Source organism: Maribacter forsetii DSM 18668 (genome assembly GCF_000744105.1).
Classification (GTDB): Bacteria; Bacteroidota; Bacteroidia; order Flavobacteriales; family Flavobacteriaceae; genus Maribacter; species Maribacter forsetii.
Map to the genome: position 1 here is coordinate 2,172,808 of NZ_JQLH01000001.1, position 24,687 is coordinate 2,197,494.

Below are 24,687 nucleotides of genomic sequence, written 5' to 3' on the forward strand. Positions count from 1 at the left end.
TTTTTTTATGTTCAATTTTAATGGCGAACTTCTAGAGGATAACACTTCTTTTTTAAACGAAAAGAATAGGGGAGTACAGCTTGGTGATGCCGTTTTTGAAGAATTACGCGTTCTAAACGGTGACATAATTTTTTTAGAGGATCATTATTTACGATTAATGTCTTCCATGAGAATTTTGCGAATGGAGATTCCTATGAATTTTACAATGGAGTTTATGGAAGAAGAAATTCTAAAATGTATCTCTGAGAACGATTTAAAAGTAGCCAAACAAATAAAGTTCACCGTTTTTAGAAATAGCTTAGATGACTTTTCTATTTCTGATAATACCATTTCTTATTTTATTACTAGTAAAACATTAACCAATCCTTTTTTTATTCTAAATCAGGATGATTATGAAGTGGAGCTTTTTAAGGATTTCTATAAGAATTCTAGTATGCTATCTAATCTAGATTCTAATAATAAAGTATTGAGTGTCGTAGGAGCTATTTACGCTCAAGAAAATGATTATCAAGATTGTTTGTTGCTTAATGAGAGAAAGCAGGTTATAGAAGCTCTAAATGGTAATTTATTTGTAGTTAAGGGTAATCAAATTAAAACAGCCCCTTTAACAGATGGTTGTATAAATAGCATATTAAGAAAAAAGCTTATTGAGATGTTATCCAAACTAAATGATTTTGAGTTTTTGGAAGATAGTATTTCGCCTTTTGAACTTCAAAAAGCAGATGAATTATTCATTGTAAATAATATTGACGGTATTATTTCCGTAACAAAATATAGAAAGAAAAAGTTTGTCAATACAATTGCAAAAAACCTGATTGGTAAATTAAATGCAGCGGCAAGAATGTCTTTAACTAAAAGTGTTTAGTTTAAACTAGGGTTTTCTGGAGCGTTAGACCAAAGAAGGTAATCACCACCTAATTGAATCATGTTTTCTTTCCAAATTGCTTTTGCGGCTTTTTGTATGATTCTACTTTCATGTTCATTTTCAACAACAATCCATGATTTAGAGGTCAATTCTTCATCTAATTGTAATGAAGACCAGCCGGAATAACCTAAAAAGAACCTTATATCATCTTCAGAAATAATCTCTCTATTAATTAGTTCTACGGTTGTTTCAAAATCACCGCCCCAATAAATACCATCAGATATTTCTACGCTATTATCTATTAGGTGAGGTACTTTATGGATAAAATAAAGATTATCCTGTTCTACAGGTCCACCGTTATATACTTGAAAAGGGATTTCAATTTCAGTTACAAGCTCGTTTATTTGGTATTCTAAAGGCTTATTTAGAATAAAACCAACAGAACCTTCATTGCTATGTTCTGCTAACAATACAACGGACCTGTTGAAAGAAACGTCTCCTGTTAAAGACGGCTCGGCAACAAGTAATTTTCCTTTGGTTGGTTTTAATGCGATCATATATTTACTATGATTATATACCTAAAGTAAGACAAATCTGTCTAAACGCAAAAACATAGAAATAAAAAAAGCGCCAATTAAGGCGCTTTTAATAAATTTATCAGTGTAAAATTAGTTTACAGCTTTACCTAAATCAGCACCTGCTTTAAACTTAACTACATTTTTAGCAGCAATTTGGATAGTTTTTCCAGTTGATGGATTTCTACCTTCTCTTGCATTTCTTTTAGATACGCTCCAAGAACCGAAACCTACTAAAGAAATTCTATCTCCTTTTTTAAGAGAATTTTCAACATTTCCCAAGAAAGATTCCAATGACTTTTTAGCCGCAGCTTTTGTGATGCCAGCGTCAGCTGCCATTGCATCGATCAATTCTGTTTTGTTCATAATGTGATAATTAATTGTGATTAAATAATTTATACCTACTAACAAATTTATATGGATTTCTGAGCAACACAAGTAAAACGGGCGGAAATCCCTTATTTTGTTGATAACTCAGCGTGTTTGTTGATAAAGTAGGTTTTTTTTTACGTTTCTCGCAGCCCAACAAACACGGGCTCTCACCCCATTTTTGCATTTTTCTCCAAATTGAGGCCGTTCAATAAATCTCTTACCAACATCCTTTTCTTGCCTTGAAGTTGTATTTCATCGAGATTTAGGTAGCCACCTTGCACGGCAACTTTCATTTCTTTTTTAGTAAAAAGCAGAGTTCCCGTTGGTGAGTCATGTTCTTCGACTTCTATATGTGCCTTGTATATCTTGGTAGTTATCGCTTGGTCTCCGTTTGTTAAAGTTGTCCATGCTGCTGGGTACGGACTTAAACCTCTTATAAAGTTGTAAATATCTTCTGCAGGTTTGTTCCAATCTATTTCGCAAGTTTCTTTAAAAAGTTTGTGGGCATCTTTTAAATCATCTGAATCTGGTTGTTTTGTTGTCTCAAAATTTCCTTCTTGAATACGAGCTACGGTTTTTACAACGGTGGCTGCGCCTAAATGCATTAACTTGTCATGTAAGTCCTCTGCATTATCTGTTTTTTCTATAATGGCTTCGTCTTGCATTATAATGGCACCTGTATCGATCTTCTCATCAATAAAGAATGTAGTCACTCCTGTTTTTGTCTCACCATTTATAATAGCCCAATTAATAGGCGCGGCTCCTCTATATTGTGGTAATAAAGATGCATGCAAATTAAATGTACCGTATTCTGGCATATCCCAAACAAGCTTAGGCAGCATTCTAAAAGCAACTACTATTTGTAGGTTGGCATCTAAAGACTTCAAGCTACTTAAAAATTCAGGGTCCTTTAAATTAGTAGGTTGTAAAATATTAAGGTCGTTTTCAACCGCATATTTCTTAACCGTGGATTCATTTAATTTTCTACCTCTTCCTGCAGGTCTATCTGGTGCAGTTATAACGCCAACTATATTATATTCTTCTTTTACCAGTTTGTCTAAAATGCCCACGGCAAAATCTGGCGTTCCCATAAATACAATTCTCAATGCTTTCATATTATAATAGTTGGTATTCGTTTGTTGCGTTTAATGATATATAATTGTCTTCTAATAGTTCTTGTAAACCTGCAATAAGTATTTCTTGATCAATGTTCAAGCGTTTTTGTAATTCGCGGGAATCCGTTTTGCCCTCTTTTAAAATTTTAATGATTTTAATTTTAACATGTACAATATCCGTATTGCCTGCTTTTTGACTCATACAGACATCGCAAATACCGCATTCTTTTTCTTGTATCTCTCCAAAGTATTCTAATAATTGAATACTTCTGCAAACAGTATTATTTTCAATGTAGCTTAACATCTTAGTCACTTTCTCAATTTTGAGTTGATTTTGCTCTTCAATGTTCTTTGCAAACATATTTATGGTACGGTCATCATCACGTGGTACTAAAAACAGCATTTCTAAATCACTTGACACACTCGTATATTCAATGATTTCATCCTTTTTTAATACCTCAAAATTCTGATGAATCAATGATTCTGATAATGATGTTTTCTTGGATAATAAATAGGTGTTTATTTGAGTGTCGAATTCAAAGAGTCCGCCATAGGTGCGTAATACTACTTTAATGAAGTCGGCAAGCTTAGAATTACTGTCAATATATCGATACAAAGTATCCTTATCCGTAATAAATTTAATAGTAATTTTTTTAGAGAAATTTTCAGATAATGACAATACTGAATTTCTATCTAGCAGTTGTAATGCGTTATAAGTTAAAAATGTGTTTAGTTTATAAATACTACAGAATTCATTGAAATTAAGATGAAACTTTGCATCTGTAAATTCTCCATATCCTATTTGAAAAAATGTATTTAATTTTCTGTATATCATTTTTACATAAGATACATCTGGTAGAATCTCAATAAATTGCTTTTTTACTAAAACCTTATCTGTTGTGTTGGTTAGTAAAATTGCTTTTGCAAAGTCTCCGTTTCTACCAGCTCTACCTGCTTCTTGAAAGTAATTCTCTAAACTATCTGGTATTTGATAATGAACAACCAATTCCACATCTGGTTTGTCTATGCCCATACCAAATGCATTTGTGGCAACCATAATTTGAATTTTATCTTCTAACCACAGATTTAGTCGCTCGGTTTTCATTTTCTGATCAACACCACCGTGATAGAAGGTTGTCTTTATATCATTATTTACAAGGAATTTAGATAGTTCTTCCGCCTTTCTTCTGCTTCTAACGTATACAATAGCACTGTGTTCTATTTGCTGGCAGTATTGCTTTAAACGCCCATTTTTATCTTCGGTCAATAGGACTCCAAATCCTATATTTTTTCTAAAAAAAGAATCTTTAACAACAAAAGGATAGGTAAGGTCCAATGATTTAATGATATCATCGCTAACTCTTTTTGTTGCAGTTGCCGTTAATGCAACCATGGGTGGGGTGGGGTGTAATTCTCGCAATATGGAACAACTTAAATAAGCTGGTCTAAAATCGTGACCCCATTGAGAAATACAATGCGCCTCATCTATAACGAACATAGAAACGTTCATTGCCTTAATACGTTCTTGTACCAATTCTTGCTGTAAGCGTTCTGGCGATAGATATAAGAATTTATAATTGCCGTAGATACAATTGTCCAATAGCTTATCTACCTCGGTAAATTTGAGTCCACCTTTTAGACCTATGGCTTTGATACCTAGTTTCTGAAGGTTGTCTACCTGATTTTCAATTAGTGCTATTAGTGGAGAAATAACGATACAAATACCTTCTTTCATTAATGCAGGTACCTGAAAACAAAGCGATTTACCGCCTCCTGTGGGCAACAAACCTAAAACATCTTGACCGTTAGATATGGCATTGATGATTTCTTCTTGAGAGCCTCTAAAGCTATCAAAACCCCAATATTTAGATAAAATTTCTTTTGGTGTATTACTCACCCGCTTTATTTATAAAATCTACTACAAACTGCATACGATTTTCAATAGTGCCAAAGGGAACTTCTATTGGTGTATATCCAAGGTCAATATACGTTTTTTCGAGCTTTTCGTGAATTCCGCAGGCTTGTTCAAAATTTTCCATTCGTTCGTTGTCTTGAACATAGATTTCTTTCCACGGTGGTAATATCAGTACTTCGTCATACCTGTGTTCTAGGCATAAATCAGTATAATGTTGCTCGGCTGACTGACCAAAATAGTCCATGTATGCAAGTACATCCGGTAAACCGCGATCATAGAACAAATGATCTTTTTCTATTTTATTACCGTTAATGAAATGTTGTAAACGGGCATTGATTAATTCATCATTAAAACTTTTTGAATCTTCAACAAAATCAATTGGGTTCACTAATTTATCATCTAAGGCAACATCGCCCAAGGCATCTAAAGTCATTGTTCTAATTACTTCATGAAAGCAATAATATCCATTTTCTTCAAGTGAAGAAATTAATACCGTTTTGCCTGTTCCCGGACCACCTGTTACAACAATTCTCTTGCTTTTCAAACTCTTATTTTAAAAAAGCAAAAGTACAATAATCAACAGTATTAAAAAACTGGTACATTACACTTATCTTTGCATAAAATACTAGTGATGGACGAAAATAACCCAGAAGAATTTTATAAAAAATTACACGAACAATTAACAGAAACATCAAAGTGGCCTTCTGACTATCTTTATAAATTTATTGTTGAAACAGAATCGGATAAAATTGATAAGATAAATACCATTTTCGATAATACGGGAGCGGTTATTAATTTAAAAAAATCTAAAAATGGTAAATATACCAGTGTTTCAATAACAGTAAACTTGAAAAGCCCAGACGCGGTTATAGAAAAATACAAAGAAGTAGGTAAATTAGAGGGCGTAATATCCCTGTAAAATAGCATTTCATCTATAATTTTCTTAATTTGGCATCGTTATAAGAATACTTCTCAAACACATTAAGCTAAAATTTTCAATTTGCAATTAGTAGAAAACCTAGAATATAATACGGAGCGTGAGCATTTGATTATACCAGAGTACGGTCGTCATTTTCAAAAAATGGTGAACCATGCAATATCAATTGAAGACCGTGAAGAAAGAAATAAAGTTGCGCAAGCAATTATAAGTGTAATGGGAAATATACAGCCTCATTTACGCGATGTGCCTGATTTTCAGCATAAATTGTGGGATCAATTGTTTATTATGTCCGATTTTAAGTTGGATGTAGACTCTCCTTTTCCTATTACTTCAAAAGAGGTGTTACGAAAAAGACCTGATGCTTTAGAGTATCCTCAAAATTTTCCAAAATACCGTTTTTATGGAAACAACATTAAACGTATGATCGATGTTGCCGTAGAGTGGGAGAAAGGTGATAAGCGTTCTGGTTTGGAATATGCGATTGCCAATCATATGAAAAAATGCTATTTAAATTGGAATAAGGATGTAGTGGATGATAAAGCTATTTTCAAACATTTATTCGAATTAAGTGATGGTCGTATAGATTTAGCCGCTGAAGGCGAAAGCTTAACGGATAGCGGACAGTTCCTTAAGAACAGAGTTGCAAAATCACCTCGTTCCAATAATTCAGGAAAGAAAAATCAAAGAAATAATAACCGCGGTAAAAAACGCTATTAAATTTCCACTTCTCTAGATGGGGACATTCAAAATTGAAGGAGGGCACCAGTTATCTGGTGAAATAACACCTCAAGGAGCAAAGAACGAAGCACTTCAAATACTTTGCGCAGTATTACTTACAGATGAAAAAGTAACAATCAACAATATTCCTGATATTGTTGATGTAAATAAACTAATAGCTCTTTTAGAGGATCTTGGTGTAAAAATTCAAAAGAAAGGCAAAGGCTCTTATACTTTTAAGGCTGATGACATTAACTTAGAATATTTACAGTCTGATCAGTTTAAACAAGATGGTAGAGGCTTAAGAGGCTCTATTATGTTAGTTGGACCGTTGTTAGCACGTTTTGGTAAAGGTTATATACCTAAACCCGGTGGTGACAAAATAGGTCGTAGACGTTTAGATACACACTTTGAAGGTTTTATTAAACTAGGTGCCAAATTTCGTTACAACCGCGAGGAATATTTCTACGGGGTTGAGGCGGATAAGTTGAAAGGTACTTACATGTTGTTAGATGAAGCTTCTGTAACCGGTACAGCGAACATTGTTATGGCAGCAGTCTTAGCAGAAGGACAAACAACAATTTACAACGCTGCATGTGAACCATACTTACAGCAATTATGTAAAATGTTGAATAGAATGGGCGCCAAAATATCTGGTGTAGGTTCTAATCTTTTGGTTATTGATGGTGTTGAGAAATTAGGAGGTACGGATCACCGTATGTTACCTGACATGATCGAAATAGGTAGTTGGATCGGTTTAGCAGCAATGACTAAAAGTGAATTGACTATTAAAGATGTTAGTTGGAACGATTTAGGTCAAATACCAACCGTATTTGAAAAACTAGGTATTACCTTGGAAAGAAAAGGTGATGATATCTACATTCCTGCTCATAAAGATGGCTACGAGATTCAAAACTATATAGATGGTTCTATTTTAACTATAGCAGATGCACCATGGCCAGGATTGACTCCTGATTTATTGAGTATCATTTTAGTGGTGGCAACACAAGCTAGAGGTGAAGTTTTAATTCATCAAAAAATGTTTGAAAGTCGTTTGTTCTTCGTTGATAAATTATTGGATATGGGAGCAAAGGTTATTCTTTGTGATCCGCATAGGGCTACAGTTATAGGTCATGATTTTCAGTCTACTTTAAAAGCGACAACAATGACATCGCCAGATATTAGAGCGGGTGTTTCTTTATTGATTGCGGCTTTATCCGCGAAAGGAACTTCTACTATTCATAATATTGAGCAGATAGATCGTGGTTATGAAAATATAGATGAAAGATTGCGTGCAATAGGAGCTAAGATCGTTAGGGTGTAAGCTTTATTCATATGATATAAAAAGCTCCATAATTAGGTTTGACCTTTTATGGAGCTTTTATTTTATAAAGCTATCTGATTTTACTTTTCAATTATAGTACCATCAGGATATTTTGCAAATCTTTCTCTATCTACTTCATGTGTTTGGTCTGGGTGTCTCCACGGCCAACCACCAAATTGTGTTGTTCTGAATTCATCCATGGCTTTTTGCAATTCTTGATCGGTATTCATAACAAAAGGGCCGTATTTGGCAACAGGTTCATTAATTGGTTTACCTTGTAATACAAGAATGCTGGCTTCTCTGCCAATAGCCTTAATTATTGTTTCTGATGTAGCCTCTACTTCAATACCATAATTTGGAGGTATTGATTCACCTAGAACCTCTATGGTCTCGCCTTCATAGATATAAATGGTTCGTGTTGTACCTTTATTAGCTTTAGGTAGGGTTATGGAGCCATCAGTTTCAATTTTTATATTCCAAATAGCAACATCATTCTCTGTCTCTGAAGCCCATGAATCAGGTGCAGGTTCTAATGCTTGAACAGAACCGAACCTACCAGCAATAATTTTTACTGTGGATTGCTCTAATTTTAATACTGGAATATCTTCATGCCAAAGCATTTTAAAATGTGGATCTGCAAATTTGTTTTTAGCGGGTAGATTCAACCATATTTGAAAAAGCTCTAATGTATTTTCTTTATCGGTATGAATCAAAGGAAACATTTCTGAATGTTGTACTCCGCTGCCAGCAGTCATCCATTGCACATCTCCTTCTCCAAATCTTCCTGCCGCACCCAATGAATCAGAGTGATCACAAAACCCCTTGTTTACTACGGTAATGGTTTCAAATCCACGATGTGGGTGTGCAGGGAATCCTGGTACTGTAGATCCATGGTACATTCTATAACCATCTTTTATTTGAAAATCATTTCCAAGATTTCTTCCTTCTAAAGAATCTGCAGGTCCAAGTTCTCCATTTCCCTTGGGATAATGGTCTAAATGGTATACGCAGAATAAAAATGGATCTTGCGTTTGCCATGGAAAACCCAATTGAAAAATTTGTTTTATTTCATTATTCATATGAAACAAATTACATAAAATTATTCAGCTGCATTGTTAATTACAACCTAATTGTTTCTGGGTGTATCCGGGTATAACCGTATTACTATTACCGCTCTTAGGGTAACTGACTTTTCTTTTTCTGGTCAGTGCAATTGGTAGTTAATATTTTTAAAAGTAGTTATTTACTTATTTGTTTCTTTTGGTATTACTGAGTTATGATTGTATTGAAAACCGAAGGATTGAACTAACGTAAACGTTCTAAAAATAATACATATTAATACCGATCATTTATTTGATATAGTTTAAGTTACTAATAAAATAAAAGAAGCTACCCGTTAAGATAGCTTCTTTTAATTATGTTTTATTCTCCATCTAACGGTGGTGGACCATCGATCATTGGTTCATAAACTTCATCACCTTTTCTGGTTTTGAATTCTTCTTTTACTTTGGTTACCAATTTAGGATTTTGAAATAAATCAAGCATGGTCATACCCATAGCTTTAGATGCATGAATCATTCCTTTATGACCTATGGACATTCCGCCACAGGCTACAACTGCCCATGAGTGCCAAGGTGTACCTGTAGGTGCTACAGAAACACTTAAATTAATGTTTGGTACATTCCAACTAACATCACCTACATCTGTTGATCCTCCACCTGGGTTTTCAAGAGTTTCTCTTAATGGGTGAACCGTTCCGTCAAAACCAACTTCTGGTTTACCTGTTGCTTTTTGAATTGCTTTACCAAAAACAGTTTCTTCTTCGGTATATGTGATGGGACCTAACAATTCTAGATTGTTCTGCATGATTTCTCCACCAGAACGATTTACTAAAGTTTCGTAGATACCAGAAACCAAAGAGATTTTATAATCTACATTAGCCATAATTGCCGCACCTTCTGCCATAGCTTTTACACGCTCGTAAGTAGGTAGCATTTTCGATCTTTTAGGGTCTCTAACACGAACCCATAGTTTTGCATAATCAGGTACCACATTTACAACCTGGCCGCCATCTTGTATATGGTAATGAATTCTAGAAGATGGTAAAATATGCTCTCTGTAATAGTTGATTCCTGTAGTGTATAGCTCTAATGCATCAGATGCACTACGTCCATTCCAAGGGTCCATAGAAGCATGTGCCGCTTGACCATAAAACTCAACAACAAAATCAATAAGTGATAATCCACTTTGTACATCGGCTTCAATACCAGCACCTGGGTGCCAGCTTACATTGACATCAACATCATCCCAAAGTCCGGCTTTTACCATCCATACTTTTGCAAAATATTTTTCTTCGGCCGGTGTACCTAAGAACTTAACAGTTCCTTTTATTTTTCCTGCATCCATTAGTTCTTTAATAGCAATTGCAGAACCTAAACTAGCTGTGCCGAACATGTTGTGTCCACAACCATGACCTGCAGCTCCTTCTTTAAAAGGCTCTTTAACAGGAGATGTTTTTTGAGAAATTCCCGGTAAGGCATCGAATTCACCTAAAATACTGATTACAGGACTTCCAGACCCGTAGGTTGCCGTAAAGGCTGTTGGTATATCCGCCACACCTCTTGTTACGGTCATTCCGTTTTTCTCAGCATAATCCGCTAAAATTCTTGAAGATTCAGTTTCGTCAAAAGCGGTTTCAGCAAGTGCCCAAATAGAATCACTAATTTTAATAAGTTCTTCTTTATGTTTTTCTACAGAAGAAATAATTAGATTTTTGTCTTTGCTCATTTTTTGAGCAAAAACCGATGCACTAATGCAAAAGCACAGCGCAAGTAGAAATGTTTTTTTCATTATAGTCGTTTTGGTTATTGGATTCCTAATTCTAAATAGTAGTTCTATTAACAGTTAAAATCCATAGTAAATATAACACATAAAATGGTGTAATTCACGATATATAAAAAGCGCTCATCATGAGTATATGGCGCTTTTCCATAATTTGGAATCATTTTTTTTGATTTAAAAATTTAAGTGGTCATCAATCGTCAATAATATAATTTTAAGCTAGAATATTCGTTATTAATCAAATTCCTTTGTTTTAAAAATATCGAATTATGAAAAATACAGCCTTCATATTGTTTTTGTCTACAGCATTTTTTTCAATTATTTCCTGTAGCTCCACCAACAGAATGACGATGGGTATTACGCAGCCAGCTAAGGTTGCAATACCAAACGATGTTATCAATGTAGGAATAGTGAACAGAAGTAGTGCTTCTGAAAACAATAAGGTTTTAGATGATATCGATAAGATTTTATCTTTGGAAGGTCTTAATTTAGACAAAGAGGGTGCTAAGAATGCCATTTCAGGATTAAAATATGAATTGGAGCGAGGCAACAGGTTTGAAGCTGTAAAAATTATTGAAAACCAAAAAGACATTAATAAAGGATTAAGTGTTTTTCCTGCGGAGCTTTCTTGGGATATAGTAGACCGTATTTGTCAAGAAAATGGCGTTGATGTATTGTTTTCTTTAGAGTTTTATGATACCGATACTGCCGCTAACTATGAATTGACTACAGTTAAAATACCTAATAATCTAGGGGTTGAAGCAAATGTACCAGGTCATAGAATAGAACTTAATACAGCTATTAAGAATGGATGGCGAATTTATGATCCAGCAGATAGAAGAATTATAGATGAGTACGTATCAAGTAATAGTTTGTTCTCTGTAGGTGAAGGGATAAATCCTGTAAAGGCATTTGAAGCTGTTGTTGGTAGAAAAGTAGCTGTTATAAGTGCAAGTTCTAAGCTTGGTGCTAATTATGCACTAATAACTAGACCTGAAAAAATTAGAATTGCTAGGGATTACTTTATTAGAGGAAGTGATAATTTAGAAATTGCAGATAGACGGGCTAAAGCCGGTGATTGGGATGGTGCTGCAGAATTATGGAATGCTGACTTAAACAATGCCAAAAGTAAAGTAGCTGGTAGGGCATATTATAATATGGCTATTAGCAATGAAATTAATGGTAACCTTAATACAGCTATAGAATATGCTTCTAAAGCGTATACTGATTATGAAAACAAAGAAGCATTGCGTTATATCAACATGCTTAAAAGAAGAGTTGTTAATCAACAAGAATTAAACCGCCAGTTGGCGAAATAATTTAGCTGACAGCTGCTTTATAAGTTTCTAAGCATCTCTCTCTAGCCATTTTGTGGTCTACCATTTTTTCTGGGTACTTATCAGTGCCGTATTCAGATATCCATTTTTTAATATACTCCTTGCTCTTGTCAAATTTATCTACTTGGGTCATAGGGTTGAATATTCTAAAATATGGTGCAGCGTCAACGCCACTACCTGCCGCCCATTGCCAATTACCAACGTTAGAGCTCATTTCGTAATCCAGTAGTTTTTCTGCAAAATAGGTTTCTCCCCAGCGCCAATCTATAAGTAAGTGTTTACATAGAAAACTAGCTACTAACATACGAACGCGATTATGCATGTATCCGGTTTCGTTTAGTTGACGCATACCGGCATCTACTAAAAGATAACCTGTTTCACCATTTTTCCACTTTTCAAATTCTTCTTCGTTGTTACGCCATTCTATACGGTCATATTTCGCTCTAAACGCATTATCCACAGTTTTTGGAAAATGGTAAAGAATAGTCATGAAAAACTCTCTCCAAATTAATTCGCTCCAAAAAACCTTATTATTTTCGGCAATTGCCTTTTTCATCATTTTACGTACAGATACTGTTCCAAATCGTAAATGAGGACCTAGTCGTGAAGTCCCACTTTCCTTAGCGGGGAAATTACGAGTGTCTTCATAATTATCGATTAGGGTAGGGGTTACATCATATTCAGGAACCTCTATTTTTGATTTTTCAAAACCAATATCGGCTAGTGATAAGTTCGGTAATCGTGAATTTTTAATCAGGTTAGATAAATGTTGATTTGTGTAGTGAATCTTTAAGTCTTTATCAGCGTTAAATTTATCTTGCCATTTATTTTTATAAGGCGTATAAACTACATATGGGTCGCCATCTCCTTTTACTATTTCATCCTTTTCAAAAATTACTTGATCCTTAAAAGTTTTGAAAGTAATATCATTTTCAGATAAAAAGTCTGATATTTTTTTATCGCGCTCTTTAGCGTAAGGTTCATAGTCTCTATTTGTAAAAACAGACGCAACGTCATACTCTTTTACTAAGTTTTTAAAAATATCTACTGGCTTGCCATGAAACATTGCTAAAGAGCTTTCATTCTCTTCTTGTAGTTGATTGCGCATGTGCTGCAATGTTTCATGTATAAAGGTGAGCCTTGCATCGTCTTTCGGTAATTTGGAAAGAATTTCTTCATCAAAAATGAAAATAGGCAAGACAGGATAGTCTCCTTTTAAGGCTTCAAGGAAACCGACATTATCATCCAACCTCAAATCTCTTCTAAACCAAAATATAGATACTTTTTTCGACATTTAATTTATGTTTAAAGTTGATAATCCGCCATCTACACCAATTACCTGTCCGGTCATCCAAGTACTTTTTCCGCTTAAAAGAAAAACCGCGGCATTGGCTATGTCATCTGCATCACCAACTCTTTTTAAGGGATGGCGCTCACTCATCATCTCTCGTTTCTTATCATTGTTTAATAGTCTTTTAGCTAAGGGGGTATCTACCAAAGATGGAGCAACAACATTGACTCTTACTTTTGGAGCATATTCCGCCGCCAAAGACTTGGCAAAACCTTCAATTGCACCTTTAGCTGCAGAAACGCTTGTATGAAATGGCATACCGGTACCTACCGCAATAGTACTAAAAAAGACCATACTTGAACCTTCGTCCATTTTTGATATAATCTCCTTCACTACTTTTACCATAGAAAAGAAATTTAGTTCCATATCTTCTTTTATGGTGTCCAATGACATCATTTTAAATGGTTTCAGATTAATACTACCCGGGCAGTACACAAAACCGTCTAGTTTTTCTGGAAGTAAGGAAACATCTAAAACATCTGTAGTAACATCAAAAGGTATATGGGTAATATTTTCATGTTGTAAACCTTCCTCTGTACGAGATGCTACAAAAAGTTGATGTGTATCTTGCAATTCTTTAACTATTGATAGTCCAATACCATGAGAACCGCCTATTAATAATATATTTTTCATTTAAAATGATTTAAGTTGAAGTTGATTTGGAATGGAATCTACCACACCAAAGAGTTCTTTTAATTTTTGCTCACGGAATTTAAATATTTCCAGAAGCTGTTTTTTTACAATTAATGGATGTGCTATTTGACCTAATATGCCAAGGGGAATTTTGTAATCTATAATATCTTCCATTAGAACACCTTCATCAATTTCTTTAATAAAATGTTTGTGATGCCATAGTTCATAAGGTCCAAACCTTTGTTCATCAACAAAATAATTTCCTTGGTCTACATGTGTAATTTCAGTTACCCATTTAGTAGTATAACCTGGAAATGGGGAAACTTTGTATTGAATAATCTGACCAGGAAACATATCTCTATCTGCACCATCCAATATATTGAAACCCATATGTTCTGGAGTAATTACTTTTAAATTTGCAGGGTCAGATAAAAAATTCCATGCTACTTCTTTAGTAATTGGTAATGCTTGTTGAGAATGTAATTGATATAGTTTCATAAATACATCATTATAAAGGTTAGATTATATGTCTAACAAAAATCAAAAATAGTTAAACAATTCTAAAAATGCTTTGTTATAAGTTTAAAAATTAACTTTATCGATTAAATTGAATTTAGGTCACTTATTTACAGTTGATTAAATTTATTCTAACTTATTTTGCAACAATGAAACTTCTTGTTCAACAATTGGGTATTATTCTTCTTTTCATAAGTACAGCTACGTTAGCTGCACAAGAGAATGTAGAAACGGTTGGTGAACTGCCTAATGAGGTTTTTGAAACATCTGGATTAATCTATTTCAACGGTAATTTAATTACCCATAATGATTCTGGTAATGAAGCCGTACTTTATGAGTTAGATACCTTAACGCTATCTATACAGAGAAGAGTGAATGTTGCCAATATTCAAAATATCGATTGGGAGGCTATTTCACAAGATGATGAATATATCTACATTGGTGATTTTGGTAATAATGTAGGCTCAAGAACTAATTTGGCTATTCATGTCATTTCTAAAGAAGAGTATTTGAATTCTAATACCGTTTCTGCCACTACGATTAACTTTTCTTATGAAGATCAACAAAATTTTGATAATAACGGTAATAGCGATTGGGATGCAGAAGCATTTTTTGTTATTGATGATCGTATAGTGGTATTGACCAAGCAATGGCAATCGTTAGGGTCTGTGGCTTATGAGTTTCTAAAATTTCCAGGAACTTATATAGCAAGTAGGGTTGGTGCTATTGAAGATGTAGGTTTAATAACCGATGCCACTTATGATGTGGATTCAAACCGATTAGTTGTAATTGGTTATTCTTCTATATTGAGTCCGTTTGTGGGTGTGGTAGAAAATTTAAATTTTAATTCTGTTTTTGAAGGATATGAACAGCAAAGCCTTGGATTAAATTTTGTGCAAGCTGAAGGAATAACCCAAACAGGGACCGAAAGTTATTTCTTTTCATCAGAGTATTATTCTAGGCAAACGCCAACCATTGTATCTGCATCACGTTTATTTTCTTTTCAAATTTCCGATGCAATGACGGAAGAACCAGATAATACAGAACCCCCTGAAGAGCCGGGAACTCCCGAAGAATCTGAAAACCCTGAAGAGCCCGAAAACTCCGAAACTCCTGAGGTACCACAAGAGCCTGAGAATCCTGAGAATCCTCAAATTACTGAGGATGCCGATCAAGATGGTAAACTAATCATTTATCGAGATAATAATTCTAGTCATTATTATTACTCCATTGCCACGGATAAAACTGTTTTTGGACAGGTAATTTATGATGTATCTGGTAAAGAGGTTTGGCAAAACACAGGGGGTATTGAAAAAAAAGGAATTATTTCTCATCATTTAGAATCTTCCATTTATTACCTAGCCTTGTTTTTGGAAGATGGCGTAATTGCTACTTCTTTTGCTGTTTATTAGTATTTAAGAAATTGTTAACATTTCTACCTCTCCTTTATAAGTAGTTTTGCTATAAATAACTAATCAGTAAAACAATCATGAACAAAGTAGTACTCTTTTTATTGGCAATTGTAGCTTCCTTAACGGTTGAGGCACAAATAAATACACCTGCACCTAGTCCGGCTGCAAAAATTATGCAGACCGTAGGTTTAACAGAAGTAAGCATTGATTATTCTAGACCTTCAATGAGAGGTAGAAAAGTATTTGGTAACCTAGTTCCTTTTGATAAATTATGGAGAACAGGAGCAAACGGTTACACTTTAGTAACCTTTGATGCAGACGTAACTATAGCAGGTAAAGATGTAAAAGCTGGTACTTATTCTATTTTCACCAAACCAGGAGCTTCTAACTGGGAAGTATTTATTTACACTGATACTGTTGGTGGTGGTACACCAAGTAATTGGGAGGAAAGTAAGGTAGTTGCTCAATTATCTGTGCCGGTCTACAAAATTGAAATGCCTGTTGAAACTTTTACAATTACTTTTGATGATGTAAAAAGTAACGGAGCAAATATTGGTATCATTTGGGAAAATACATACGTTGCCATTCCATTCACTGTAGGTACAGATGCTGCCGTAATGAGTAGTATTGATAAAGCCTTAAACGGACCTTCTGCAGCTGATTACTATGCTGCTGCTGTATATTATTCTAGCGAAGGTAAGGATATCAATAAAGCTAAGGAATGGATGAACAAAGCAATGTCCATGACAGAAAAGCCAGCATTTTGGCAACTAAGACAACAGTCTTTAATTTTAGCGAAAGCAGGTGATAAAAAAGGAGCAATTGAAGCTGCTAAAAAATCATTGACTGGTGCTACTGCAGCGGGTAATGATGATTACATAAAAATGAACAATGATTCTATTAAAGAATGGAGTTCTAAGTAAATATCCATTTTATAAAATTAAAAGTCCGTGTTGATAAACACGGACTTTTTTATGCTTTAATTTTAAACCTTTATTCAAAGACTTTTACTCCATCATCAATTGCCAAATGGTAATACTCGGCATCAATCTTTGTTTGTTCTTTGTATTGTGTTAAAATCGATGTTATGCTGTCTTCCAGTTTGTCCGTTTTTATAAGGTTTATGGTGCAACCACCAAATCCGCCGCCCATCATTCTAGACCCCAAAACACCATCTAGGCTTTCACCAATTTTAACTAAAGTATCTAATTCATTAGTGGTTATTTCATATTGTGTAGACATTGCCCAATGACCTTCCTTTAAAACTTCACCTACAGCGTTAGCATCGCCATTAGTTAGTACCTTCATCATTTTACGAACGCGATCATTTTCTTCAATTACATATTTGGCACGTTGTACGTCAATTTCTTTAACGTTGTTTTTTAGGGTAACCAAATCTTCTAGGGTAACATCTCTTAATGAATTTACTTCTGGTTTATACTTTTGAACCTGCTTTACAATGTTCTCACAAGAAACTCGTCTTTTATTATACTCGGAATCTACCGCTAAATTATGCTTGATGTTGGAATTCATTAAAACCCAGCTGTAGCCTTCTAAATTAATAGGAATGTAACTGTGACTTAAGTCTTTGCAATCTAAAAAGAAAGCATTTCCTTTTTTGCCGAAAAGCACTGCATATTGATCCATTAATCCACAATTAAGTCCAATTTTATGTTCTGCTTCTTGTGCTATTAATGCAATATCTTCTCTAGAAATTTCTTTATCGGATATTTTTGTTATCGCATATATAAAACCACAACATAACGCAGCAGAAGAGGAGAGTCCTGATCCAATTGGTATGTCTCCGCCAAAAACACAATCCATTCCTTTTAATAGGTATTCCTTGGCAATAAGTATTTCTATAATTGCTTTAAAGTAATTGCCCCAAAAGGACTCGAATTTTTTATGATCACCGTTTAGTTGAAAAATAATCTTTTCTGGCTGAGTTAAAAATGTTTCAACTTGAATACTATTTTTATCATTGCCTGAGACTGCAAAATAAATTGCTTTTTCAATAGAAGCAGGGAGTACCAAACCTTCGTTGTAATCTGTATGTTCTCCAATTAAATTAATTCGTCCCGGTGCTTTTATAAGAGTAGGCTGTGTCGTGTAATTTTTTTGAAAAAACGACGCAATTTCTTTGTGTATCATTAATGGTAATTGGTTTATTCTTAGTTGGTTGCCAATGGCTTTTTTAGCATGCGGTCAAAGGCTTCAAATATAAAGGATATTGTAATAACCAAGGCTGCCCCAAAAAAGTTAAGCCATAAGTAGCCTAATTTTTCTTGACCTGAAGGATAAATATGAATAAGATAATAATAGATAATGCATATGATAATCTGTGTAACTACCGCAGCAAAGAACACCGCATTTCCTTTTATAAATTTAAAGAAGAAGGCAATTAAGAAAATACCTAAAACATTACCGTAAAAAATACTACCAATAATATTTACAAGCTGAATCAAATTATCAAATAGGTTTGCTACACATGCAATTAATATAGCGATGATACCCCAAATTAAGGTAAAGAACTTTGAAGCCTTTACATAGTGTTCTTCAGATAAGTTGTCTGATTTTCTATTTCTTTTATATAAATCTAAGGCGGTTATCGTGCCCAATGCATTAAGTTCAGATGCTGTTGATGACATTGCTGCCGATAAAATTACCGCTAATAACAAACCAACTAATCCTGTTGGTAAATTGTTAAGTATAAAGTGAATAAAGACATAATCTTTATCATTGGTTTCAACTACATCATTTGCCTGTTTTATTAAGGACTTGGCAGCGATACGATTGGTACTATCTTTCTGATTTATACGAATAATCTGTTTTTTAGCTTCTTCTACAGCGGTGTATTCCTTTATCTCTAAAGCTGCAGAGAATTTATTTTGCGCAATTCTTTTTTCGGCTTCCAATGCAATTTGCCCTTCTTGCAGTAATTTGTAATCTTCGGCATAACTAGATTCCATTACGGCTTGTGTTGCAGACGGATTAAAGTTTAACGGAGAAGGATTGTATTGATAAAACACGAATACCATTACACCTACCAGAAGAATGAAAAACTGCATGGGTATTTTTAGAATGGCATTAAAAATTAGACCTAACTGACTTTCTCTTACGGATTTACCGGATAAATACCGTTGTACCTGACTTTGATCTGTACCAAAGTAAGCCAAGAAAAGAAAAAGTCCGCCCGTAATACCACTCCAGAAAGTATATCTGCTAGACGTATCCAAATCAAAATTTAATATTTCTAATTTGTTACTGGCACCAGCAATTTTCATGGCTTTGCTAAAGGTGATATCTGATGGTAAATAACCGAGTATAAAAAAGAAGGTTATGAACATACCGGTCATGATGATGAACATCTGCTGTTTTTGGGTAACACTAACGGCTTTGGTTCCACCAGATACGGTATAGATGATTACTAACGTTCCCAGTATGATATTTAGCGTGCGTAAATCCCATCCTAATACCGCGGATAAAATGATCGAAGGGGCAAAAATAGTAATCCCTGCTGCTAATCCTCTTTGAATCAAAAATAGAACCGCAGCTAACGAACGGGTTTTAAGGTCAAATCTACCTTCTAAAAATTCATAGGCCGTGTATACCTTCATTTTATGGTAAAGCGGAACAAATACCATACAAATGATAATCATGGCCAACGGAAGCCCAAAATAGAACTGAACAAAGCCCATACCGTCATGAAATGCTTGACCGGGCGTGGATAAAAATGTTATTGCACTGGCTTGAGTTGCCATAACCGATAGACCAATAGTCCACCATTTAGAATCATTGCCACCACGAACATAATCATTGACATTTTTGCTTCCTTTTGTTTTCCAAACTCCGTATACTACGATGAAAAGAAGTGTGCCGGCAAGAATAATCCAATCTAATCCTTCCATATTAATTGAATGAAGTCATTACGTAATAGAAAATTAGAACATATATGAGATTAAGCACCAATACGATGCTATACTCTTTTTTCCAAGTTTTATTTTCATCTCGTTCGTTACTCATCCTTTGATTTTGGCTTTCGTTTCTACTTTGTCTTTTCCAACGGATAACATATTTGAGAAAAGTTTATATGCACCTGGAACACCAACTGGTAATTCTCTAAAAAAGCTCAGTCCAGTATAAATATAGTTTCCCTTTCCATATGGGGCAATTAATAAGCTACCTTTTAGGGATTCTTCCCCTTTATCATGCATTTCTAAAATAGGCGTAAATTCTTTACTCCATTTATTAGGAAAGTATAACCCTCTCTCTTGAACCCAGCCATTAAAATCACTCTCGTTGATTTCGTTTGGAAAATGTACCAGTGAATTATCTTTTGCAATAATCTTTACATCAGAATTTTCATTGGTAACACGATCTCTGGAGATTTCTAGTTCATAAGGTGCAATATTTTCAAATTGAGCTCCCCATCTACTTGCGGTATTATATTGTACAATTACCGTACCGCCATTCTTGGCATAATCTAAAATAAAACGTTGTTTAAATTTAAGCTCATCTACTACATTGTAGGCTCTAATTCCTAAAACTACAGCATCATATTTTTTTAGGGATTCTTTAGTAATCGTTGTAGGATCTATTAGTTGAACATTGTATCCTATTTGCTCTAAACTAGTAGGTACTTCATCACCAGCACCCATAATATAACCTATGTTTTCTCCTGCTTTCTGAATGTTTAATCTAACTACTTTTGTTTCGGATGGTAGTAGTATTGTTTGAGTAGGTACATGGTCATAAGCAATAGTTACTAGCTCTTTGGTAATCTCTTTGCCGTCCAATTTAATAATAGGGGAGATGCTACTTTCGTTCTCTGTAGCTGGCGGACTCAACGTAAAATAAACGGTTTGTTCATCTCCTTTTTTGTTGATTGAGAATGGTTGCAGTTTTTTATCAACTTGCCATCCTGTGCCGTATTTTAATTCAACTGTACCGGAAATACTGTCTTTATGTGCCTTAATTGTTACAGGAATTCTTTTTGGTGATGCGTCGGCAAATATTAAAACCTTATCGGTAAAGCTTGCGGTAGCTTCAGGTACCACTTCAAAAGGTTGATAAATTTCTCCTTTATCGGGTTTTGCATATTTATATATTACAGGTCTTGTAATAGGAATTAAAACACCGTTTATGTTCAAATTAAAAGTAGCATTAAAAACTCTTGGTGTTTCCGGTTTTCCTATTAAAGCTTTGTTTTTAACAGTATAGGTGCCTAAAGTTCCTTTTTCCATCAACCAATACGGACTGGTAAAATCAGTTGAAGCCGGAATATTTAAATTAATTTTCTTTTCAAACAATTTGTTATTGTTCAAAGTACTCAGCTCAATATTTGTATTCTTATTATTGATAAATACCGATTTTAATTCAATATTGATATGACTTCTGTTCAATGCTTGGATTTGAACATCGACATTCTGACCAGGATTTGTAGATGAGATTTTGGTAAATGCTTCTAAATGTAATCCTGAAATAGCTGAAATAATTGTAGTTAATTCTACTGTTTTTAAATGTTTCCAATGTTCATCGGAAACATTTTGCAATAATTTATAGGCTTCTAATAATTTAGGAATATGAACCGAAGGATTTTTAAAATTAAAATTTTCTTGTACATCATAAAGGATATCGCCAATTGCCTTTCCACCATCAATTCTAGACCAGGTTGTATCTATGCCATCAAAAAGATTGGATTTGTCTTGTGGTAAATCACCCTTTAATAATTCTATATATTCATCTTCACTACCTCTTGAACTTAGTCTACCAAAACCTTGACATAGATGTTGGCTACTGGCTAATGAGGCAATTTCGTTGTTAGATTTTCCTAGCATAGGGTAGTAGGTGCCTACATCCATATGTAAAAGATTGGTTTTATCCGCCGCTTTAAATTTTTCTTGGCTACCATAAAACCACCACGATGTATTAAAAAATAATCGTTTTGGTTGCCAAGTGTTTGTTGATGACAATTGTTCTGGGTAGGCATTAGAATCATTTGCTAAATCAAAAGCTTCAAAGCTTAACATTGCCGATGAAGTATGATGACCATGGGTAGTGCCGGGAGTTCTATGGTCAAACCTATTGATAATCACATCTGGCTTAAACTTGCGGATAGTTCTAACCACATCACCAAGAATGGCTTCTTTGTCCCAAATTTCTAGGGTTTCATCTGGTTGTTTGGAATAGCCGAAGTCATTGGCGCGACTAAAAAATTGTTCTCCCCCGTCAACCCTTCTTGCGGCAAGTAATTCTTGCGTACGCAATACACCTAAAAGTTCGCGTAATTCCGGACCAATTAAATTTTGCCCACCGTCACCTCTTGTAAGGGATAAATAACCGGTTCTTGCTTTAACATTATTAGCTAAATAGGCAATTAGACGCGTATTTTCATCATCTGGGTGTGCGGCTATATAAAGTGCAGTACCTAGAAAATTAAGCTTTTCAATGGAGTGGTAAATGTCTGTGGACGAACTAATCTTTGGGGTTTGGGCATTGAGGGTGCTGAGTGCAAAAAGACTACAGGCTAGAAACCCTAATAGATATCGCATATTAAGTTGGTTTTGGTAGTAATTCCAAATATAATAAGATTAGGTCCTACGCGTACTTGTTTTTACAACTTCTTTAACAAAATCATGTGGTTTGTTCTTCTTGTTCTTCAACACTAATAAATTCACCTTGTTGATAGGTAGATATTAAAATGACTCCTTTTTGAAGAACCAAATTATTTGGATAGGTTAGAATTTCTCCATTGCTCCTTCTTAAGTGTAAGTGAAAGGCTCTAATATCCTCAATTACAAATTGATCTAAATCTGAATTATTAGGGTCAAGTAGTTCCTTGTCTAAAATTCGAATGGTGTTTCCTATTTTAAAAGGAAATGAGAAGAAAAGAATAACACCAGCTGTAATGTTGCTCAAAATTGACCATTGTGCAAAAAGCGCAACACCAATAACGGCAAACACGGAGGATAGCATAACTCCTAAATCTTGGTAATCTACACTCCAAACAAAGGTTAGTGCAACGACCGAAATGATAGTTAATGCTATGTTTATGAATTTGATAATGAGGTTAGTACGAACAGGATTGAACTCACTGATTTTACTTACCTTTTTTACGGCGGTGGTAAATAAAAATTTTAAAACCAGAATAACCAAAAGAACAATAAGACTATATATTAGCTCATTATGATGTTCAGCAATAAACTCTTTCATACACTATAACCCTAAACTATCGCGCAAAGATAAATCCTTATTCGATTTCTGTTGCCAATAGGGTGTTGTAATCCTGTTAATTCTTGTTCCTTTAGAGGTTAAAGCTTTTTTATTGTCACCAAACCCATCATGAAAGGTGTCTGTCCAGCTTTCTATTAAGTACGGAAACTTGTTTTTAAAATTGATTTTTAAAGTACGTTCTAACTCAGGATAGCTGATTTCATATGTGTTCATACCATCAACTTCTGTCAGCGAAGTTATTGCCTTGTAAGTCTTGAATTCTTCATGAGTTGTTCTGATAAACTCCAAAGAAGGAATCATTTTAATTTCACCTATAGGCAAATTTTCAGGGTTTACCCTGATTTTGTTCCAAACTTCATTTTCAAGAATAGCTTTCTCTATTTGGTAATCTTGGTCACCTTCAGATTCAAAATAAGAATGACTCATTATTTCAAAATCAGCTTTATTGTTTAACTGTGCGTAAACGTGACCACACCATTCTTGTGCAGAAAAAGATACTTTAAGCGCATGTTGATTATCATGAACAGGGTAGAAGCTACTGGTCATTATAGAGTAGGGGTAAATACCCGTAATGTAATTTTTGGTGGTATTCAATTTTAAAACAGGAATGTTGCTTTTATTACTGTTATCTGCCTTTACTTGAGCATCTGGTAAAAATGGTTCGGTCACAAAAATTAATACAGCACTGCCTTCTCTCATCTCGCCATATCTGGCTTGTTCTAAATTGTAGGAAGTGATTTCTGCCGTACCGTTATACCAATAATCTTTAAACTCTTGCGAAAGCTCTTTTTTAGGAGCTTCCTTTTTTATTTCTGTAGATAACATAGCTAATGTATCGCTATTGGTTTTGGGTTTTTCTTTACAACTAGTAAATAGAATTGCCAATCCGAAAAGACTGTAAACTGCCTTGTTTAGTTTTAATAGTTTCATACCTGTTATCATTTAAATTATGCTATGTTATAAAAAGTGATAAGGTTTCATAAACTAGTTGTGTTGGTAAACCAACTACATTTGTGTATGATCCTTTAATTTTTTCAATACCTATAAGTCCTATCCATTCTTGAATACCATATGCACCTGCTTTATCGTAAGGTTGATATTCCTTTATATAATGTTGAATTTCATCTTCCGATAAATTCTTGAACTTGACTTCCGTTATTGAATGTTGAACTATCTGTCGTTCAATTGTGGTAAAACATACAGAAGAAATGACCTGATGCCAATCTCCAGATAGTTTTTTTAGCATTTCTTCAGCTTCTGTGCTATCTTCTGCTTTGGCCAATGATTCATTATTATGCCAAACAACCGTATCTGAGGTTATTAGAATATCTTTTGATTGTAATTCGGGTAAAAATACTTCTGCTTTTAATTTAGCTAAGTAATCAGATATTTCAGCTCCTTTTAATTCAGTTGGATAGACTTCATCTACAGATCTGATTCTCATTTCAAAATCAAGCTCCATTTCCTTAAAAAACTGATGTCTTCTTGGTGAGCCAGATGCTAAGATTAAGTGATGTTCTTTAAGTTTATTCTTCAACATA

The 24,687-nt window shown here is 34.4% G+C and carries 23 protein-coding genes; 7 read left to right on the plus strand and 16 right to left on the minus strand.

The annotated features are described in order from the left end of the window. Positions 1 to 7 precede the first annotated feature (7 nt). Positions 8 to 865: an aminotransferase class IV gene (locus P177_RS09040; RefSeq protein ID WP_036154075.1), complete on the plus strand. Its 858-nt coding sequence runs from the start codon at positions 8 to 10 to the stop codon at positions 863 to 865. Here P177_RS09040 and P177_RS09045 read toward each other — a convergent pair. The 5 genes from P177_RS09045 to P177_RS09065 form a co-directional block, all read right to left on the minus strand. After that, the gene (locus P177_RS09045; protein ID WP_036154077.1) at positions 862 to 1,422 is read right to left on the minus strand and encodes a YqgE/AlgH family protein; all 561 of its coding nucleotides are present in this window, start codon (positions 1,420 to 1,422) and stop codon (positions 862 to 864) included. The genes P177_RS09040 and P177_RS09045 overlap by 4 nt on opposite strands. A gap of 111 nt (positions 1,423 to 1,533) precedes the next feature. After that, positions 1,534 to 1,806, minus strand: coding sequence for an HU family DNA-binding protein (locus tag P177_RS09050; protein ID WP_027066835.1), 273 nt, complete (start codon positions 1,804 to 1,806; stop codon positions 1,534 to 1,536). Positions 1,807 to 1,979: 173 nt separating this feature from the next. Beyond that, positions 1,980 to 2,927, minus strand: coding sequence for a methionyl-tRNA formyltransferase (gene fmt / locus P177_RS09055; RefSeq protein WP_036154079.1), 948 nt, complete (start codon positions 2,925 to 2,927; stop codon positions 1,980 to 1,982). A 1-nt stretch (position 2,928) separates the two neighbouring features. Further along, positions 2,929 to 4,824 (minus strand): RecQ family ATP-dependent DNA helicase, encoded by a 1,896-nt coding sequence (locus tag P177_RS09060; protein WP_036154081.1) that lies wholly within the window; start codon positions 4,822 to 4,824, stop codon positions 2,929 to 2,931. Beyond that, positions 4,817 to 5,386, minus strand: coding sequence for an AAA family ATPase (locus P177_RS09065; RefSeq protein WP_036154083.1), 570 nt, complete (start codon positions 5,384 to 5,386; stop codon positions 4,817 to 4,819). Before P177_RS09065 ends, P177_RS09060 begins: the two co-directional genes overlap by 8 nt. A gap of 87 nt (positions 5,387 to 5,473) precedes the next feature. Here P177_RS09065 and P177_RS09070 point away from each other — a divergent pair, with 87 nt between their 5' ends. The 3 genes from P177_RS09070 to murA all read left to right on the plus strand — a co-directional run bounded on the left by P177_RS09070 (position 5,474) and on the right by murA (position 7,823). Next, complete coding sequence (locus P177_RS09070; RefSeq protein WP_036154085.1) at positions 5,474 to 5,761, plus strand: DUF493 family protein; 288 nt, start codon at positions 5,474 to 5,476, stop codon at positions 5,759 to 5,761. Positions 5,762 to 5,842: 81 nt separating this feature from the next. Next, positions 5,843 to 6,499: a DUF4290 domain-containing protein gene (locus P177_RS09075; protein ID WP_036154087.1), complete on the plus strand. Its 657-nt coding sequence runs from the start codon at positions 5,843 to 5,845 to the stop codon at positions 6,497 to 6,499. 16 nt (positions 6,500 to 6,515) lie between these two features. Then, the gene (gene murA, locus P177_RS09080; protein ID WP_036154089.1) at positions 6,516 to 7,823 is read left to right on the plus strand and encodes a UDP-N-acetylglucosamine 1-carboxyvinyltransferase; all 1,308 of its coding nucleotides are present in this window, start codon (positions 6,516 to 6,518) and stop codon (positions 7,821 to 7,823) included. Between the two features lie 80 nt (positions 7,824 to 7,903). Here murA and P177_RS09085 read toward each other — a convergent pair whose 3' ends face one another. After that, complete coding sequence (locus P177_RS09085; RefSeq protein WP_036154091.1) at positions 7,904 to 8,902, minus strand: pirin family protein; 999 nt, start codon at positions 8,900 to 8,902, stop codon at positions 7,904 to 7,906. 343 nt (positions 8,903 to 9,245) lie between these two features. Beyond that, positions 9,246 to 10,673, minus strand: coding sequence for an amidohydrolase (locus tag P177_RS09090; RefSeq protein ID WP_036154093.1), 1,428 nt, complete (start codon positions 10,671 to 10,673; stop codon positions 9,246 to 9,248). Positions 10,674 to 10,933: 260 nt separating this feature from the next. On the opposite strand from P177_RS09090, the gene P177_RS09095 reads away from it, so the two are divergent. Then, positions 10,934 to 11,983: a DUF6340 family protein gene (locus tag P177_RS09095; protein ID WP_036154095.1), complete on the plus strand. Its 1,050-nt coding sequence runs from the start codon at positions 10,934 to 10,936 to the stop codon at positions 11,981 to 11,983. Position 11,984: 1 nt separating this feature from the next. Here P177_RS09095 and P177_RS09100 read toward each other — a convergent pair whose 3' ends face one another. From P177_RS09100 to P177_RS09110, 3 genes are read right to left on the minus strand one after another with little or no spacing between them, the layout of a single operon-like run. Further along, on the minus strand, positions 11,985 to 13,295 hold the full coding sequence (locus P177_RS09100; RefSeq protein ID WP_036154096.1) for a cryptochrome/photolyase family protein: 1,311 nt from the start codon (positions 13,293 to 13,295) through the stop codon (positions 11,985 to 11,987). Beyond that, a complete protein-coding gene (locus P177_RS09105) occupies positions 13,296 to 13,985 on the minus strand; it encodes an SDR family NAD(P)-dependent oxidoreductase (RefSeq protein ID WP_036154098.1) in 690 nt (229 codons plus the stop codon). Continuing rightward, positions 13,986 to 14,483 carry an SRPBCC family protein gene (locus P177_RS09110; protein ID WP_036154100.1) on the minus strand — a complete coding sequence of 166 codons (498 nt, stop codon included), beginning with the start codon at positions 14,481 to 14,483 and terminating at the stop codon, positions 13,986 to 13,988. A gap of 167 nt (positions 14,484 to 14,650) precedes the next feature. Between P177_RS09110 and P177_RS09115 the strand changes: the two genes are divergently transcribed. After that, the gene (locus tag P177_RS09115) at positions 14,651 to 15,913 is read left to right on the plus strand and encodes a hypothetical protein (protein WP_051941780.1); all 1,263 of its coding nucleotides are present in this window, start codon (positions 14,651 to 14,653) and stop codon (positions 15,911 to 15,913) included. A 77-nt stretch (positions 15,914 to 15,990) separates the two neighbouring features. Further along, complete coding sequence (locus P177_RS09120) at positions 15,991 to 16,836, plus strand: DUF2911 domain-containing protein (protein WP_036154102.1); 846 nt, start codon at positions 15,991 to 15,993, stop codon at positions 16,834 to 16,836. Between the two features lie 70 nt (positions 16,837 to 16,906). Here P177_RS09120 and galK read toward each other — a convergent pair whose 3' ends face one another. From galK to P177_RS09150, 6 genes are all read right to left on the minus strand, one after another. Beyond that, complete coding sequence (gene galK, locus P177_RS09125) at positions 16,907 to 18,064, minus strand: galactokinase (RefSeq protein ID WP_036154104.1); 1,158 nt, start codon at positions 18,062 to 18,064, stop codon at positions 16,907 to 16,909. Positions 18,065 to 18,084: 20 nt separating this feature from the next. Then, the gene (locus P177_RS09130) at positions 18,085 to 19,821 is read right to left on the minus strand and encodes a sodium:solute symporter (protein WP_036154106.1); all 1,737 of its coding nucleotides are present in this window, start codon (positions 19,819 to 19,821) and stop codon (positions 18,085 to 18,087) included. A gap of 111 nt (positions 19,822 to 19,932) precedes the next feature. Next, entirely contained in the window at positions 19,933 to 22,464 is a 2,532-nt protein-coding gene (locus tag P177_RS09135) for a PIG-L family deacetylase (protein WP_036154108.1), read from the minus strand. An 82-nt stretch (positions 22,465 to 22,546) separates the two neighbouring features. Then, entirely contained in the window at positions 22,547 to 23,125 is a 579-nt protein-coding gene (locus tag P177_RS09140) for a mechanosensitive ion channel domain-containing protein (RefSeq protein ID WP_036154110.1), read from the minus strand. Between the two features lie 3 nt (positions 23,126 to 23,128). Continuing rightward, the gene (locus P177_RS09145; protein ID WP_036158122.1) at positions 23,129 to 24,076 is read right to left on the minus strand and encodes a hypothetical protein; all 948 of its coding nucleotides are present in this window, start codon (positions 24,074 to 24,076) and stop codon (positions 23,129 to 23,131) included. Between the two features lie 22 nt (positions 24,077 to 24,098). Then, positions 24,099 to 24,686 carry a Maf family nucleotide pyrophosphatase gene (locus P177_RS09150; RefSeq protein ID WP_036154113.1) on the minus strand — a complete coding sequence of 196 codons (588 nt, stop codon included), beginning with the start codon at positions 24,684 to 24,686 and terminating at the stop codon, positions 24,099 to 24,101. Position 24,687: the final 1 nt, after the last annotated feature.

Coding starts and splice junctions, on each gene's coding strand:
- P177_RS09040 (WP_036154075.1), top strand. CDS start 8: ATGTTCAATTTTAATGGCGAACTTCTAGAGGATAACACTTCTTTTTTA.
- P177_RS09045 (WP_036154077.1), bottom strand. CDS start 1,422: ATGATCGCATTAAAACCAACCAAAGGAAAATTACTTGTTGCCGAGCCG.
- P177_RS09050 (WP_027066835.1), bottom strand. CDS start 1,806: ATGAACAAAACAGAATTGATCGATGCAATGGCAGCTGACGCTGGCATC.
- fmt (WP_036154079.1), bottom strand. CDS start 2,927: ATGAAAGCATTGAGAATTGTATTTATGGGAACGCCAGATTTTGCCGTG.
- P177_RS09070 (WP_036154085.1), top strand. CDS start 5,474: ATGGACGAAAATAACCCAGAAGAATTTTATAAAAAATTACACGAACAA.
- murA (WP_036154089.1), top strand. CDS start 6,516: ATGGGGACATTCAAAATTGAAGGAGGGCACCAGTTATCTGGTGAAATA.
- P177_RS09085 (WP_036154091.1), bottom strand. CDS start 8,902: ATGAATAATGAAATAAAACAAATTTTTCAATTGGGTTTTCCATGGCAA.
- P177_RS09090 (WP_036154093.1), bottom strand. CDS start 10,673: ATGAAAAAAACATTTCTACTTGCGCTGTGCTTTTGCATTAGTGCATCG.
- P177_RS09095 (WP_036154095.1), top strand. CDS start 10,934: ATGAAAAATACAGCCTTCATATTGTTTTTGTCTACAGCATTTTTTTCA.
- P177_RS09100 (WP_036154096.1), bottom strand. CDS start 13,295: ATGTCGAAAAAAGTATCTATATTTTGGTTTAGAAGAGATTTGAGGTTG.
- P177_RS09105 (WP_036154098.1), bottom strand. CDS start 13,985: ATGAAAAATATATTATTAATAGGCGGTTCTCATGGTATTGGACTATCA.
- P177_RS09110 (WP_036154100.1), bottom strand. CDS start 14,483: ATGAAACTATATCAATTACATTCTCAACAAGCATTACCAATTACTAAA.
- P177_RS09115 (WP_051941780.1), top strand. CDS start 14,651: ATGAAACTTCTTGTTCAACAATTGGGTATTATTCTTCTTTTCATAAGT.
- P177_RS09120 (WP_036154102.1), top strand. CDS start 15,991: ATGAACAAAGTAGTACTCTTTTTATTGGCAATTGTAGCTTCCTTAACG.
- galK (WP_036154104.1), bottom strand. CDS start 18,064: ATGATACACAAAGAAATTGCGTCGTTTTTTCAAAAAAATTACACGACA.
- P177_RS09130 (WP_036154106.1), bottom strand. CDS start 19,821: ATGGAAGGATTAGATTGGATTATTCTTGCCGGCACACTTCTTTTCATC.
- P177_RS09135 (WP_036154108.1), bottom strand. CDS start 22,464: ATGCGATATCTATTAGGGTTTCTAGCCTGTAGTCTTTTTGCACTCAGC.
- P177_RS09140 (WP_036154110.1), bottom strand. CDS start 23,125: ATGAAAGAGTTTATTGCTGAACATCATAATGAGCTAATATATAGTCTT.
- P177_RS09145 (WP_036158122.1), bottom strand. CDS start 24,076: ATGAAACTATTAAAACTAAACAAGGCAGTTTACAGTCTTTTCGGATTG.
- P177_RS09150 (WP_036154113.1), bottom strand. CDS start 24,686: ATGTTGAAGAATAAACTTAAAGAACATCACTTAATCTTAGCATCTGGC.